The 15,052-nt window shown below is 64.4% G+C and carries 14 protein-coding genes; 7 read left to right on the top strand and 7 right to left on the bottom strand.

Annotation, left to right across the window (positions count from 1 at the left end):
• Positions 1 to 16 precede the first annotated feature (16 nt).
• From HMPREF2736_RS03415 to HMPREF2736_RS03405, 3 genes are read left to right on the top strand one after another with little or no spacing between them, the layout of a single operon-like run.
• Positions 17 to 955, top strand: coding sequence for a bile acid:sodium symporter family protein (locus tag HMPREF2736_RS03415; protein WP_070828889.1), 939 nt, complete (start codon positions 17 to 19; stop codon positions 953 to 955).
• Entirely contained in the window at positions 952 to 1,257 is a 306-nt protein-coding gene (locus tag HMPREF2736_RS03410; RefSeq protein ID WP_070421893.1) for a hypothetical protein, read from the top strand. The genes HMPREF2736_RS03415 and HMPREF2736_RS03410 overlap by 4 nt, the downstream gene beginning before the upstream one ends.
• Positions 1,258 to 1,272: 15 nt before the next feature.
• Positions 1,273 to 1,785 (top strand): hypothetical protein, encoded by a 513-nt coding sequence (locus HMPREF2736_RS03405; protein WP_070828888.1) that lies wholly within the window; start codon positions 1,273 to 1,275, stop codon positions 1,783 to 1,785.
• An 86-nt stretch (positions 1,786 to 1,871) separates the two neighbouring features.
• Here the strand turns inward: HMPREF2736_RS03405 and HMPREF2736_RS03400 are convergent, their stop codons facing one another.
• Complete coding sequence (locus tag HMPREF2736_RS03400) at positions 1,872 to 2,243, bottom strand: hypothetical protein (RefSeq protein ID WP_070568273.1); 372 nt, start codon at positions 2,241 to 2,243, stop codon at positions 1,872 to 1,874.
• Between the two features lie 456 nt (positions 2,244 to 2,699).
• Between HMPREF2736_RS03400 and HMPREF2736_RS03395 the strand changes: the two genes are divergently transcribed.
• Positions 2,700 to 3,983, top strand: coding sequence for an HNH endonuclease signature motif containing protein (locus HMPREF2736_RS03395; RefSeq protein ID WP_070613757.1), 1,284 nt, complete (start codon positions 2,700 to 2,702; stop codon positions 3,981 to 3,983).
• A 68-nt stretch (positions 3,984 to 4,051) separates the two neighbouring features.
• Here the strand turns inward: HMPREF2736_RS03395 and HMPREF2736_RS03390 are convergent, their stop codons facing one another.
• From HMPREF2736_RS03390 to HMPREF2736_RS03365, 6 genes are all read right to left on the bottom strand, one after another.
• Complete coding sequence (locus HMPREF2736_RS03390; RefSeq protein ID WP_070613758.1) at positions 4,052 to 4,423, bottom strand: hypothetical protein; 372 nt, start codon at positions 4,421 to 4,423, stop codon at positions 4,052 to 4,054.
• A 188-nt stretch (positions 4,424 to 4,611) separates the two neighbouring features.
• Positions 4,612 to 5,025, bottom strand: coding sequence for a hypothetical protein (locus tag HMPREF2736_RS03385; protein ID WP_070828887.1), 414 nt, complete (start codon positions 5,023 to 5,025; stop codon positions 4,612 to 4,614).
• 96 nt (positions 5,026 to 5,121) lie between these two features.
• The gene (locus HMPREF2736_RS03380) at positions 5,122 to 5,469 is read right to left on the bottom strand and encodes a branched-chain amino acid transporter permease (protein ID WP_070828886.1); all 348 of its coding nucleotides are present in this window, start codon (positions 5,467 to 5,469) and stop codon (positions 5,122 to 5,124) included.
• Positions 5,470 to 6,189, bottom strand: coding sequence for an AzlC family ABC transporter permease (locus HMPREF2736_RS03375; RefSeq protein ID WP_070828885.1), 720 nt, complete (start codon positions 6,187 to 6,189; stop codon positions 5,470 to 5,472). It abuts the gene before it with no gap.
• The gene (locus tag HMPREF2736_RS03370) at positions 6,190 to 6,798 is read right to left on the bottom strand and encodes a YqgE/AlgH family protein (RefSeq protein ID WP_070568254.1); all 609 of its coding nucleotides are present in this window, start codon (positions 6,796 to 6,798) and stop codon (positions 6,190 to 6,192) included.
• The gene (locus tag HMPREF2736_RS03365) at positions 6,791 to 8,215 is read right to left on the bottom strand and encodes a CCA tRNA nucleotidyltransferase (RefSeq protein ID WP_246822045.1); all 1,425 of its coding nucleotides are present in this window, start codon (positions 8,213 to 8,215) and stop codon (positions 6,791 to 6,793) included. The genes HMPREF2736_RS03370 and HMPREF2736_RS03365 overlap by 8 nt, the downstream gene beginning before the upstream one ends.
• A 129-nt stretch (positions 8,216 to 8,344) precedes the next feature.
• On the opposite strand from HMPREF2736_RS03365, the gene HMPREF2736_RS12615 reads away from it, so the two are divergent.
• The 3 genes from HMPREF2736_RS12615 to murJ are packed head-to-tail and all read left to right on the top strand — an operon-like array spanning position 8,345 to position 14,999.
• On the top strand, positions 8,345 to 9,121 hold the full coding sequence (locus tag HMPREF2736_RS12615; protein WP_083284711.1) for an NUDIX hydrolase: 777 nt from the start codon (positions 8,345 to 8,347) through the stop codon (positions 9,119 to 9,121).
• On the top strand, positions 9,118 to 11,580 hold the full coding sequence (locus tag HMPREF2736_RS03355; protein WP_070828884.1) for a DUF6049 family protein: 2,463 nt from the start codon (positions 9,118 to 9,120) through the stop codon (positions 11,578 to 11,580). Before HMPREF2736_RS12615 ends, HMPREF2736_RS03355 begins: the two co-directional genes overlap by 4 nt.
• Complete coding sequence (murJ, locus tag HMPREF2736_RS03350) at positions 11,577 to 14,999, top strand: murein biosynthesis integral membrane protein MurJ (protein WP_070828883.1); 3,423 nt, start codon at positions 11,577 to 11,579, stop codon at positions 14,997 to 14,999. Before HMPREF2736_RS03355 ends, murJ begins: the two co-directional genes overlap by 4 nt.
• The last annotated feature ends 53 nt before the right edge of the window (positions 15,000 to 15,052 follow it).

Raw genomic sequence — 15,052 nt, 5'->3', positions numbered from 1 at the left:
CCGTAGACTCGGCCACATGAAGAAGCTCGATCCTCTCCTCGTCGGCATCGTTGTTGCTGCGATCCTCGCCTTCGTCGTGCCGGCGCGCGGCGCGTTCGCGGACGGCTTTGGGGTGGCCGTCAAACTCGCGATCGCGCTGCTCTTTTTCCTCTACGGCGCACGCCTATCGACGCAAGAAGCCCTCCGGGGCCTCACCAACTGGCGCCTCCATGCCCTCATCCTCGCGTTTACCTTCGTGGCGTACCCCCTGATCGGCCTGCTCGCGCGGCCCACCACCGGGCTCATCTCCGAGGATCTCTACCAGGGCTTACTCTTCATGACCCTCGTGCCGTCCACCGTCCAGTCCTCCGTGGCGCTGACCGGCATCGCACGCGGCAACGTGTCCGGTGCTGTTGTAGCGGCGTCGGTGTCGTCGTTGGTGGGTGTCGTCGTCACGCCATTGCTCGTGATGTGGCTGATGGGCGCTGGCGACGGCGTGCATATCGACACCACCGTGTTCACCGACATCGCCCTCCAACTCCTCCTGCCGTTCATGCTCGGCCAGCTGGCACACAAACGGCTGGGGGAGTTAGCCAAGTCCAAGGCCACCAAGATCGTCGACCGCGGCTCCATCTGGATGGTCGTCTATTCCGCCTTTTCCAAGGGTGTCGTCTCCGGCGTGTGGTCGAACGTGACCGCGCTTGAGATCGTGCTGCTGATTGTGTTCTCCGTGGTGCTGGTCTTCGCCATGCTGTGGCTGACCCGCGTCGTGCCACAGGCGCTGCGATTCCCGCGCGAGGACGTCGTGGCCGTGCAGATGTGTGGCACGCAGAAATCTCTTGCGACCGGCTTGCCGATGGCTACCGTCATCTTCGGCGGTGCCCAACTCGGCGTGCTTATTATTCCGCTAATGATCTATCACATGGCACAGTTGATGATCTGTTCCGCATATGTCTCCAGAAAGAGTTTCACGTGAAACATTACGTCCGCATCCATTACAACGTCCCCGAACTCGGCGGAGAGCTGCTGAATATCGCTGAGCTGGAGGAGGTGTCGTCGCAAAGCTGCACCATGCTCCGCATGATTGAACTCGACCCCGCCGAGACCATCACCGGCATCTACGTCGACGGTCGCGTCATCGGGCAGGCCAACCAACCCATGGGCACCGTGCCACACCCGCGCACCTACGACGCGATGGAAGGCATCACCGCCCGACACCTCACCGCCGACGAATTCGAAGGCCTCTGGAGCGAAGCCCGAGCGAAGTTCCCGCACTAGCTTTATTCTTCGCCTATGGGTAGCTTTTTCGACACCATAGGCCCCTTCCTGCCTGGCCCGCTTGAAATCATCGGGTTCTACGGCCAGATTTTCCTCCCGATCCTGGTGCTGTTTTTCATCGCCCGGATGATCTTCCCGGGCCGCGCACCCATCGGATTTCGCCGCGACCTTATCGACGGCGTCATCCGCACCATCCACATCACCCCGCACATCCCGGGTGTGGACTCGACCGTCAGATACATGTCCGTTGCGACGATCGAGGCCACCACGCCCAATGGGGTAGTGAAGTACAAGGACATCCCCGCCAGTCCCGGTGCCCTCCCCAGCGCGGTTCGTCGGCAGATTTTCAAGCGCCCCCTACGCCAGCGCTCGCATCGGATCGACGTCGGCGACACGCTCAAAGCCCGCGAGATCCGCCGCCAGATCCAGAGTGGCGGCTACGACTTCACCCTGCCGCAGCCGGTCCGCGTGAAACTCGTCCCGCCGAAGAAGGAAGGCAAGCGCCTCTGGTACCGCGTGGTGAATTAGTTGGTGCGTCCCCACTTGTCCGCAATGCGGAGTTGCGGGCATGAAAAAACGCCACTCCGACGGGAGAGTGGCGCTTCAGCTCTTGCTTAGAACGGGAGAGCAGCGGCGACCTGCGGCGGCAGAATGCCAGCAGCCTTAGCGCCGTAGCCGATCAGACCGAGACCTGCAACAGAAATAGCGATCCAGGTGAGAGCCCAACCAGCTTGAGTTGCGCGGTAAGCCTCTTCACCCGAAGAACCAGCCTTAATGGACCCAGCCATCATATTGCCGACAGGTTCGGTGTTTGGAGCAGCGCCTGTTCCCTTATCCGCAATGATGCCGAGCAACTTGACAGCTTCAACGGCCTGACGCACCTCTTCTGCCTCATTGTTTGGCTTGGTTGCGGCCTCTGCAGGGACCATGGCAAGAGAAACAGTGGTTGCAGCGGCAAGAGCGGCTGCCGTCAAGCGACGCTTCATGGGGACTCCTCAGTAGATATTTGTGTGATTCTGCCAGCGGACTGGACAAATGTATTTTAGATCACTATTGACTGTAGGGATGATTTATATTCTTTACAAATTTGCGTAACGCTGCAGCTTGCAGCAACGATAAGACTGCCCATTTTCTCCGGCTCATCAGAGTTAAGCCGACTACCAATGAAGGTTCTCCTCATTTTCGGAATTAGTTGGTGCGTCCCCACTTGTCCGCAATGCGGAGTTGCGGATGCTTGACGACGACCCCACGCGCCCGAATTAGTTGGCCCGACCCAACGATTGGGGTGGTCGGAATTGTCCGCAATGCGGAGTTTTTTCGTTCGGTTTTAGTGCGTTTTATAGCGCACATAGAAAACGTTGTTTTTGCAGGTCACAGCCGTGTCGTGGCGGGTTGTATGCTTTGCTTTATCGAACATACATACGGCCTTAAGGGGGACCACAATGACAACGGCAGTGGAGGAGAAGTGCACTGAACCTAGTGCGTTTGCGGAGTTGCTTACGGATGCAATCGAGCAGTCGCACAGAAGCATGACGCGTTGTAAGGCGGAGCTGTTGTCGTCGATACGCGCGTTTGAGGAGGGCGGTTTCGCACCGCAGATGGGGGCACGGACCACGGCGCAGTTTCTGACGCGTCGCCTGGGGATCTCGATCTCCACAGCGCACGAATATGTTCACGTCGGCTGCCGCCTCGGCGAGTTCCTGTACCTTCAGCAGCAGTTCTCTGCAGGCAAGATCAGCTACTCCGTGGTTCGCTTACTGCTGCGCTACCTAACCCCGGCGGTAGAGCGCCAACTTGTCGACATGGCCCTGGAACTCGGCTACCACGAACTCGAAATCGCACTCAGTGGATACGACAAACCAGGGAATGGTGATAGCGAGAAGCCGGACCACTACCTGCGCGTACACACCCGCGATAACGGCGAGATTGCCCTCCACGGGGTGCTCAACGCCTCGGATGGCGCCGCGTTCATCGCCGCGCTGAAACTCGGGGAGATCGCCTACTACGAGATGGAGGAAATGCTCGAGGATGCATTGCGCCACGAAGACGGTCGGGTCGCCGAGCTCTCTATTAGGGACATGCTGCAGAAAGCCGACGCCGTCGAACCCGCAAAGAAGGCACGTAAGACCGCGTCCGGCTACGGCATGCCGATCGGTCGGATGCTGCTGCAGGCCTTCATGGGCATGGTGCACATGACCCGCAGCCAGCCCAAGAGCACACTGACAACGCCAGGCGCACATGTCAACGTACTGGTGACTAAGGACGGCCGCGCCTACATGCCCAACAACGTCGGCGCACGCTCCGAGGCACTGGTTGGATTGATCGCGAATGCTGACCTGCGCGTTTCTACTGTCGACGACGACGGCCTGATCATCAACACCGGCCGCTCTTCCCGCTTCGCCACGCCGGGACAGGTCAATGCTCTGCTCACCATGTGGGGTGGGCAATGTGCCGCGCCCGGCTGCACGCACTCGCGGTTCATCGAGATCCACCACATCAAAGAGTGGTCCGAGGGCGGCATGACCGATCTAGAAAACCTGCTGCCACTCTGTTCCGCCTGCCACTCCTTGGTTACCGATGGCTACCTCGAAACCGTCAAGGACGGCAGCGACGTGCACTTCATCTACCAAGACGGCACCCGCTACGTCTCGGACAACTATTCCCTGCCACGGCGCCGCGACAACGCGCAGACCTGGGCAGAAAGCGGGGGAGGGTTCGACGACTAAGCATGGCTCGGGCAGAGAAAAACTCCCCTCCGCAAGGGAGAGGAGTCACGTGCAAGAACCGATGCGGTTTAGAACGGGAGCTGTCCCGCGATCTGTGGTGGCAGGACACCCGCCTGCTTCGCAGCGAATGCGATCAAGCCCAAACCCGCGGCAGATACTGCAATCCAGGTGGCAACCCAGCCGGCCTGAGTAGCTCCGTATGCCTGCTCACCCGAAGACCCAGCCTTCACCGAGCCACCAGCCATGTAGCCAGCCTCATAGGTGTTAGGCATGGCTCCGTAGCCATTTTCGTCCCACTTCTTGATTAGCTTCTCGACTTCTTTTGCATTACGCGCTTCGTCCTGGGCGCGGGCTTCGTCGACGGTAATACCGTGTGCCGGGACGGTGGCGAGCGACAGTGCGGTAGTCGCTGCCAAAACTGCTACTGTAGTGCGCTTCATAGGACACTCCTACTGTGAGGCGGATTACTTCTGTCAATTGACTTGACACACGCATTAAAACAGAACTTCACATTCGTTGCAGAAGTCAAATTGGAGAAGGGCGACCACAACAGCCCTCGGATCATCTCAATAGTAGCGTGACCTGGGCAAAGTGAATCCTCAGCCGCACAGCCAGAGACTCATTTGATCTAGAGGGGAAGGCTAGAAAGCGAGGGAAGCTCAACACCCGGGATCTTGCCTGCTGCGGTGTACAGCAGAGCTAGGACCGCAATCGGAGCCAGAACCAAAAACGCGATGGTTCCAGGGCGATATGCATTCTTTGGGTGCAGCAGCACATTCATGCACGTGCCTTCGTTAGACGAGCCTTTGACATCAAGCTCTTCGACAAAATTATCAACAATGCTCTCGTAGAAATCTTTTGCAAACTTGTCTACATCATCTGTCGGCGCCTCAGCACGCTTCTCATCAAGGTCGTTGAGTGTGGCGACGCAATTAAAGTACGCGATGGAGGATGTTTGCGCGTGGGCGAACTGTGTTGGAACAACAGCGAGCGACAGGGCGGTGGTGGCTGCCACGGAGGCTGCAACAATACGGCGCTTCATTGGGGTCTCCTTACCCGAAACTGAATATGAGCTGTCAGATATCTGAGCCTAGTCAGTTAAGCATGACACCCGTTAACAACAAAACGGGCGAACCCCTCACACCACCAGGTTCACCAGCAGCATGTACACGGCGGTGCCGGCGAAGATGGAGAGGTCGGCGCGCCGTCGCCAGGCGTGGAGAGCGAACGTGAGCACCAAAGCCGCGAGGGCGGACCAGAAGCGGCCGGGGTTTCCGGCTTCGCCGGCGATGGTGTACACGACCAGGACGGTCATCACGCCGACGGGCATGAGGACGGCAAGGAAGTCGATGAACGGGCTGCCCTTGAGGTACCGCGTGAGCGCGAAGGGCAGGGCGCGCAGCAGGAACGTCACGATGCCGGCCGGGATGATCACGGCGGCGGCCATGCCGAGGGTGACGCCGTCGGGGAGTCCGAGGGTGCTCATTTATTTCACCTGCCAGGTGAGGAGGTCGTCGATACGCGGTGCCCAGAACCGCAGCAACAGCACGCCGAAGTAGGCGAGCAGGCCGATGATGATCATCTGGTCGGGGAAGATGAACGCCGCGACCACGGCCAGCGCACCCGCGATGAGTGGGGCGGAGAGGTCCTTGCTGCTTTGGAATGCCTCGTAGGCGAGGACCGCAAATAGGGCGGTGAGGGCAAACTCGAAGCCTTCGATGTCCTCCGGGATGAGGTTGCCCACGAGTGCGCCGATGATGCCCGGCAGGATCCACGACGCGTTGATCAGCATCGCGCTGGCCATCAGGCGGGCATGAGTCAGGCGCGCGCCATTAGCGACGAGCGTGGACGTCAGCGCGTAGAGCTCATCGGTCACGCCGTAGGTGAGGTACAGGCGCGGCAGGCCCGGGCGCGCGACGTCGCGGGGGAAGGTGAGGCCGTAGAAGATGTGGCGGAAGTTCACCATGAATGCGGTCAGCGCGGAGGAGAAGATGCCAAACCCGCTGGTCACCATGCCGATGGCGAGGAATTCCATCGAGCCGGAATAGATGATCATGGAGAAGATCGGAGCCCACCACCATGTGAAACCGGCTTGCGTAACCAGCAACCCGAACGCCAGCCCGAGCGGCACCAAACCGAGGCAGACGAGCCATGAGTCCTTCAGGCCGAGGCGGATCTGCCGCTTTGTTTCACGTGAAACACCCAATTAGTTGTCCTCCAGATTCGCCGGGAAGGTGGCGAACAGAGGCAAGGGCATTGCTTGGCGACGCATCACGTCCCCCCACAAATCCGCACCCGCCGGAGCGATCACGTCGGAGGGCAGTGCGGGGGCGACGAACCAGTCGCCACGCAGGATCTCGTCGTCGAGTTGGCCCGGCTCCCACTCGGCGTAGCCGGCGAAGATGCGAACACCGTCGATGTCGGCGGAGACAAGCTCCGGTTCAACGTTGAGGTTGAGCAGCACGAGGCGGTTGGCCATGCGCTGGAAGTACGGGTTGGCGTCGATGTCCACGCCGGGGGAGGTGACGCCGAGGCACACTGCGGCCTCGGGGCGGACGGGCCCGCCAATGTGCACAGCCTGGGGCTTGGCGGCGAGGTCGGCCCACGCAGGGATCACGTTGGCAAGCGCGGTCTCGCTGCGGCGGTTTAACACGACGCCGAGGGTGCGCTCCGCGCTCTGCTCGATGATGAGCACCACGGTGCGGGCGAACTCGGGGGAGTACATGCCGGGAGCGGCGACGAGCAACATGCCCGGCTCGGGATCAGTGCGCTCCAGGGCGTTGAAGAGGCGATCGGCGTAGAAGTACTCAGGCATTCTCGTTCTCCCACCAGGTTTTGAGTTCGGCGACGGCCTCGTCGTGGTCGAGCTCGCCACGCTCGAGGCGCAGTTCCTTCAGATACTTCCACGCCTTGCCAACCTCCGGGCCCGGTTTGAGGCCGAGGATCTCCATGATCTCGTTGCCATCCAGGTCCGGGCGCACGCGAGCGAGGTCCTCCTTGGCGGCGATGTCGGCGATGCGCTCCTCCAGGTGGTCGTAGGTGCGCTGGAGGCGCGCGGCCTTCCTGGGGTTGCGGGTGGTGCAATCCGCACGAACGAGTTTGTGAAGCTTAGGCAGCAATTCGCCGGCGTCGGTGACGTAGCGGCGCACGGCCGAATCGGTCCACTGCCCCTCGCCGAAGCCGTGGAAGCGCATGTGCAAGAACACGAGCTGGCCCACGTCGGAAATGACGTGCTTCGGGTACTTCAGGGCCTTGAGGCGCTTGCGGGTCATCTTCGCGCCGACCACTTCGTGGTGGTAGAAGGTCACGCCGCCGCCTTCCTTCGGCGCGCGAGTGGCGGGTTTGCCGATGTCGTGCATGAGCGCCGCCCAGCGCAGCTTCAGGTCAGGGCCTTCGTCCGCGTCTTCAAGTTCGGTGGCCTGGCGCAGCACGGTCAGGGAGTGGCGGTAGACGTCCTTGTGCTGCATGTGCTCGTCGGTCTCGAGTTGCAGGGCGGGGATCTCGGGCAGGATGTACTCGGCAACACCGGTGGCCACGAGCAGGTCAATGCCGTCCCAGGGGCGCGCACCGCACATGAGTTTGTCCAGTTCGGCCTGGACGCGCTCGGCGGTGATGCGCTCGATCTCGCTTGCCATGTCGCGCATCGCATCGAAGACGCGGTCGGCCACCGTAAAGCCCAGTTGGGAGACGAAGCGGGCGGCGCGCAGCATGCGCAGCGGGTCATCGCGGAACGACACCTCCGGCTCCTGCGGGGTGTCCAGCACGCCCACGACCAGGTCGGCAAGGCCGTTGACGGGGTCGTGGAAGGTGGGGGCGAGGTGGTCGTCGACAAGCGAGAGCTCGATGGCCATCGCGTTGCAGGCGAAGTCGCGGCGCACGAGGTCGCCTTCGAGGGTGTCGCCGAAGGTGACTTCGGGGTTGCGGGTGACGCCGTCGTAAAGATCGGAGCGGAACGTCGTAATTTCCACGGTTTCGCCGTGCCGGATCGCGGAGACGGTGCCGAACTCGATGCCGGTGTCCCACACTTTCTCGCCCCACTCCGCGAGAATTTCCTGGATAACCGCAGGTCGGGCGGAGGTAGTGAAGTCCAAATCGTGCACCCCGCGGCCCAGCATGGCGTCGCGGACGGAACCGCCAACAATATATAAGGACTCGCCGCGCTCGGCGAAGAGTCGGGCAAGCGGCTCCAGCAGGGCAGATTGCTTCTCGACGACCCCCTGCGCTCGGGCCATCAACGCGGCGGGGGCAAGTGGGTCGTTCGGATCGGGCATGTCGAAAAGCTTTGTCACCTTGGACACGATACCCGCCACCCCCGCGCGTGGAGTACCACAACCGGCCTGAAGCCGGATAGCATGGCACGAATGAGTGACAACACGCGGCCTGTACCGGGTCCCCCCAGCGGTAAGGGGGGATCCGGCGGGCGGCGTCGTCCGCGGAAGCGCCGCGGCGGCCAGAATAAAAACCAGCAGGGCCAAGACAAGAACCAATCAGAAGGCGGCGACAAGCCGAAGAAGAAGCAACACCGTCGCCGTAACCCGAACAACCGCCGGAGGGGCGGGCGCGGGAATCAGCGGAACCGAAACCGCAACCAGCATCGCCGTCATTCGCAGTACAACCGCCAGCACGACTCTTCGATGGAGGTGCGCGACGAGACCTCGGCCGGTGGTCTGGTGGTCTCCGGTATGGCGGAGGCTGTCGGCCCGGACGGCAAGGTAGACATGAGCCGCATCTACGTCGCGCTGATTGGCCGGCTGGATCGCCGTGGGCGGTTGTTGTGGTCGATGCCGAAGGGCCACGTCGAGGATGGCGAGCACCAGTGGCGCACCGCAGAGCGTGAGGTCTGGGAGGAGACCGGTATTACCGGCGAGGCCTTCGACACCCTGGGCACCATTGATTACTGGTTTGTGTCCGACGGAGTACGGATCCACAAGACGGTGCACCACAACCTGCTGCGGTTTGTGGACGGCGTGTTTAACGACGAAGACCCGGAGGTCACCGAAGTGGCCTGGGTGCCCATGAGCGAGTTGATGGAGCACCTTGCGTATGCCGACGAGCGCAAACTGGCGCGTATCGCGTTTGACCGGATGCCTGAGCTGGCTCGGAAGGAAGTCGCCGCCGGAAGGTCTACCCCGCGATGATTCGGCCGATTTCCCGTCTAGCTGCGGCCGCGGTTGCGGTGGCGCTGGCGGTCCCGTCAGCGACCCCGGCTCGCGCGGTGCCTGCGGTGCCAATCAGCCCGAAGAACCCTGAGGTTGCGGAGCAGTGGGTCAACCCGGCGGTGCGCCCGGGTGAGGGCCAGCTCGCGCGCGTGTCGCTTATCGACGCCCCCGCGGTCGTCTCCGCGCACGATCCGTTTCACGTGAAACTTCGCGTGACCAATCAAACTGACACAACCCTCGAGGGCCTGAAGGTGCTCACGCGTCGCGCCGCGCCGGTGGGCTCCGTCTCCGAGCAGCGCGTGGCCGCCGTCGCCGGGGTGGGGGAGTACAGCGTTGTGGGCGACGAGGTGGTCGTGGATACCCGGCTGCGCCCCGGCGAAAGCGCTGAGCTGTCGCTGCAGATGACCGCGCCCGGCGGCATCGGCGCGTACCCGATGATGCTGCAACTTATCGACGACACCAGCGCCACCCTGGACACCGACCGCTTCCACTTGGCCGTGCGCGGGTCGGCCGACGACGTCGAACCGGGCGGGCTGACCGCCCTGTACCCGGTCTCCGCTCCGGTGAATATCGTGCCGGGAGAGACCGGCGAGGCCCCCGAGGACCCGCCGCTGGTGCTGCAGAGCGACGCACTGGCGGAACAACTCGCGCCCGGCGGGCGCTTGGACACCCTGGTGGAGCAGTACCGCAAGGCAGTGGAAACCCCTGAGGTTGGCTACGCCACCTGCATGGCGCTCGACCCGGCGCTGGTGGACACGGTGGACCGCATGACCGGCGGCTACACCGTCAGTGATTCGCGCCCCGCCGTGGTGGAGGAACCGAAGCGTCTGCGCGACAGCTGGGGTTCGAACGACGACACGCACCGCACCCCAGGTTCCGGGGCCGAGGACGCGAAGGCGTGGCTGGACAAAGTGCGCGAGATCGCCGCGACCGGCTGCACCGTGGCGCTGCCGTGGGCGAACGCGGACCTCAACGCAGTGGCGCGTACGGGTGATCCGTGGCTGATGCGCGAGGCCGTCGAGCGCGGACCGTTTGTGCTGCAGCGGGTGCTGGGCACGGCAGGCACGATCAATACGGTGGTCGCCGGCACCGGCTACATCGAGGCGGGCGCCGGGCCGGCGCTTGGCTGGGCGGACCACACCCGCTCCACGGTGTTCGACGGCGGGATGCACGCCGCGTGGGAGGCGGCCCAAGCTGACAGCGCGCCCGACGCCGAAGCCAACTCCCACCAGAGCGCGCTCGAACGCGCGGAGCTCGCAGACTTCTCGGGCGCGGCGGCGCCGGTGCCGGAGGTGCCGGTGCAGGTGCTCGTCGCAAAGCCTGCGGATGCGCAACGTTTCACGTGGAACACTGCCGGCGTGATGGAGGTCGGGTACCAGGATTCGCTGGCCGCGGTGCTAGCGGCGACGGGGGAGCACCCCGAAACGCCTGGTTACACCAACCCGAGCCTGCGGTTCGACTACACCATGGACTCCAAGACCGCGCGCGACAACAACGCCGCCGCCGCGATGCGGCTTGCCGCCCAGAACGCCACCACGCGTGAGGGCGACGCACCGACGCAGCCTGTGATGGTCAACCCGCCGGCGACGTGGGACGCGAAAACCGCCGCGGTGTTCCTTGGCACAATCGCTGGCCTAATCGCCGACGGCACGTCGCGCCCAGTCTCATTCGGCGACTACCTCGCCGCCCCGCCAGAGGTCCCACCCGCCGACGACGCCGGCACATTCGGGGACCCCGCCGCCTACACCGACGCGGAAATCCTGCAGGTCACGCAGCAAAACAGCTTCATCAACGACATCACCGCGCTCATGGCCCCCGACCCGGCCATCGCGCTGACCCGCTACGGATTCACCCTGCCGCTGCGCCGCGACATGCTCGTCGCACTCAGCACCAACGGACGCAGGGCACTTTCGCTTTACGACGACGCCGTGCGCGCCACCGGCGACCGCCTCGCCGCCAGCCGGGCAACGCTGAACGATCTGCGCGATTCCGTGACGTTAATCCCGCCGGGGAACGTGTACACCAGGGCGTCGTCGTCAAGCCCACTGCTCATCGTCGCCCAAAACGGAATGCCGCTGCCGGTGCAAACCCAGATCCGCTACTGGGGGCCCGACGGCGCGAAACTGAACGTGCCGGGGACGCTGAAAATCCCCGCACGCGGCTCCGTCACCGTCCAGATGACCGCCGACCTGCCCGACAACAACCGCGGCACCGACCTGCAGCTTTACCTCGCGGGTGCCTCGGCCCAACCGATCTCGCGCCCGGTGGACATCTCCGTGCGCACCGCCGGGCTCCAACTCGGCGGGTGGGCGCTCGCCGGCGCGCTGATCGCCGCGATGCTGGCGCTCCTGCTCATCACCCGCAGGAAAGCGCCGCCGAACAGGCGCCCAACCAAACGCCCACCACCCAGCAACCCACGTGAACGGAGACAGCCGTGACAGCACAGGACAACAGCCAGCCCGAGGCTGGCCTGCGCCGCCGCATCGTCGCCCCGGCACCCCCGGCGCCAGTACCGGCCCCGCGCGAGCCGAAGCCGCCCACCCCGGCGGCAACCGGCCTGCCGGACAAGTCCCTGCTGACCACCAGCCCCAAGGGCGAGACCATCGCCCCGCCACCGACGGCTGACGACGCCGCCGCAGTCGCCACAGCCGCGACAAGCGTTGCGGTCGCCGAGCCCGCTGAGCCTGCCGAGGACACCGAACCCAGCGAGGGCGAAAAGGTTGTCCGCGCCACCGGCTCCATGGCAATTGCCACGCTGATCTCGCGCATCACCGGCTTCATCCGCACCGTGCTCATCGGTGCGGCGCTCGGCGAGGTTGTCGCCTCCGCGTTCAACACCGCCAACACGCTGCCGAACCTGATCACCGAGATCGTGCTCGGATCGGTGCTCACCGCACTGGTCGTGCCGGTGCTCGTCCGCGCGGAGAAAGAGGACGCCGACCACGGCGCCGCCTTCATCCGTCGCCTGTTCACGCTCACGCTGACACTGATGACGGTGGTCACGCTGCTCGCCGTCGTCGGCGCGCCGTGGCTGACGGAGATGATGCTGGACGAGGACTCCACAGGCAACCTCGTCCAAACCACATCCTTTGCCTACCTGCTGCTGCCGCAGATCTTCTTCTACGGCATGTTCTCCCTGTTCATGGCAATCCTGAACACGAAGGAACACTTCCGGCCAGGCGCGTGGGCGCCGGTGGCGAACAACGTCGTCTCCATCGCCGTGCTGGTGGCGTATATGGCGTTGCCGGGGACGTTGAATCCGGCGGCGCCGTCGTCGATAAGCAATCCGCACGTCATGCTGCTTGGCCTGGGCACCACCGCGGGCGTGGTGGTGCAGTGCCTGATCATGCTGCCCGCACTGCGCAAACTGGGCATCGACCTGCGACCGCTGTGGGGTATCGACGAGCGCCTCAAGCAGTTCGGCGGCATGGCCCTGGCCATCATCACCTACGTGGCGATCAGCCAGCTGGGCTACGTGATCACCACCCGCATCGCGTTCGCGGCGGACCCGGCGGCACAGTTCATCTACCAACAGCACTGGATGCTGCTGCAGATGCCATACGGCATCATCGGCGTGACCCTGCTGACCGCAATCATGCCGCGCCTGTCGCGCAACGCCGCCGACGGCGACGACAAGGCTGTCGTGCACGACCTGACCATGGGCACCAAACTGACGTTTATCGCCCTGCTGCCGATCATCGTGTTCATGACGGCGCTCGGCCCCGACATCGCCAGCGCCCTGTTCGCCTACGGCTCATTTAGCGACGAAGCCGCCTACACCCTCGGCCTGACCATCAGCGCCGCCGCGTTCACGCTCATCCCGTACGCGCTGGTCATGCTGCACCTGCGTGTGTTCTACGCGCGCGAGGAAGCCTGGACGCCAACCTTCATCATCGCCGGCATCACCGGCACCAAAATTGCGCTGTCCATGCTGGCGCCGACCATCGCCAGCGAGCCGGGCCACGTGGTCATCCTGCTGGGCGCCGCGAACGGGTTCGGCTTCGTGGCCGGCGCGATCATCGGTGCGCTGCTACTGCGCCGCAAGCTTGGCACCCTGCAGTTCCGTGAGGTGCTACGCACGTCCCTGTGGGCCATCGGTGCGTCCGCCGTCGGTGTTGCCGCGGTGTTCGGCGTGCGCTGGTTGCTTCGCGACGTCGCCGGCCTCCACCTCCCGGAAGCCCTTGGGCGCATGATCGGTGCGCCGTCGCTGGGATCGCTGATCGAGATCGCATTGCTCGGCGTGCTGTTCCTCATCGTCACCGGCGTCGTGCTGTCGCGCTCCGGCCTGCCTGAGGTGCAGAACCTGGGCTCCGCCGTGGGCCGCATCCCGGGCCTGGGCCGGTTCATCACCGCCGACGCCGACCGCGGCCTCGAAGTGGGCCAGGTCGACCCGCGCGAAATGTCCAACCAGTTCCTCGCCGCCGACACCTTCAACGCCTCCCCGGTACCGCCGCCGATGTCCGCCGGTGTCGTCCGCGGCCCACGCCTCGTGCCCGGTGCGTCCGTGTCCGACGGCCGGTTCCGCCTCATCCGTGACCACGGCGCGTCCTCCAGCGCACGCTTCTGGCAGGCCCGCGAGATTGCCACCGGCCGCAACGTCGCCCTGACGTTCGTGGACACCACCGGTGCCGCCCCCATGGCGCCCGCCACCCCGCGCGAGGCCGCCCTGCAGGCCGCGGGCATCGCGCGCCGTACCCGCCAGCTGGTCAACATGCACCTGCCGGCGCTGCCGGACCACGTGGAGATCCTGTCGTTCCGCTCCGGCGCCGTCGTGGTGTCCGACTGGATCGAGGGCTCCTCGGTGAAGGCTGTTGCGGAGTCGGGCCAGACGCTGCACACGGAGGCCGTCGCCAATGCACTCGTGCCGCTGGCTGCTGCGCTGGCCACCGCGCACGAGGCCGGCGTGCCGCTGGGTCTGGACAACCGCCAGCAGTTGCGCATTGATACAGACGGCATCGTGCGCCTCGCATTCCCGGCCGTCCTGCCGGATGCGACGAAGCCGACCGACGCCGAGGCGTTCGCCGCCGCCCTGGAGTTGCTGACCTCCAACGTCACCTCCGACGACCTCGCCGAGATCACCGCACGCACGCGAGCGCTTGTCGACGCCGACGCTGTCGACCAAGCCGCCTTCCGCGAAATCGCCACCGCCCTGAAGGAAGCAGCCAACCTGCCGGGTTCGCGCCGCCACAGCGAGGAAGACGACACCCCGACCGACACCATCCCCGTCGTCGAGGTGCCCGAGTCCGTCGAGCCCGTGCCCGAGCACGTGGAGGACCCGGACGTGATCCACGGTGGCTTCGGCAGCGGCCGCACCAAGCCGCTGACAATCGCGCTGGTCACCCTGATGGCCGTGGCTGCCGCAGTGGCGATCGGTGTGCTGACGACCTACCTGGTGGACATCGTCTCCGGGGAGGAAGAAGAGGAAGCCGTCGCGACATCCTCCGTGGCGCCCGCCCCACGCGTGCCCGTGCTCATCGCACCGCTGGAGGCTGTTGCTGACTCTGCTGGCTCTTCCGGCTCTGATGCTCACGCCGCCGTTGACGGTGATCGGGCCACGAAGTGGGAGGTCGGAGGGGATCTCGTCGTCAAGCAAAGCAACGGTCAGCCGTTCGACCTCGAGCAAGTGCTTATCGACGCCTCCGGCGCAACCGGCGCAACCTTCACCATCTCCGGCGTGCCCGCGGGTGGTCAAGCGCCTGTGGTGCTGTCGGAGGGCACGGTGCGCACCGGCCAGATCAGTGCCGATGTGGACTACACCGGCGCGCTGACCGAGGTGATCATCTCCTTCACCCCGGCGGAACAGAAACCGCTCGAAATTTCGGAAGTTTCGTTGGCAGGGCATGTGGATGTCCAATAGATTGTGCAATTGACCCCTTCCCTTCCGGGGAGGGGTCGTGCACACTGGGGGTC

Origin of the sequence: Corynebacterium sp. HMSC036E10, from assembly GCF_001836265.1 — a bacterium.
Taxonomy (GTDB): domain Bacteria; phylum Actinomycetota; class Actinomycetes; order Mycobacteriales; family Mycobacteriaceae; genus Corynebacterium; species Corynebacterium coyleae.
This window is presented reverse-complemented; position numbering and strand designations above follow the sequence as displayed.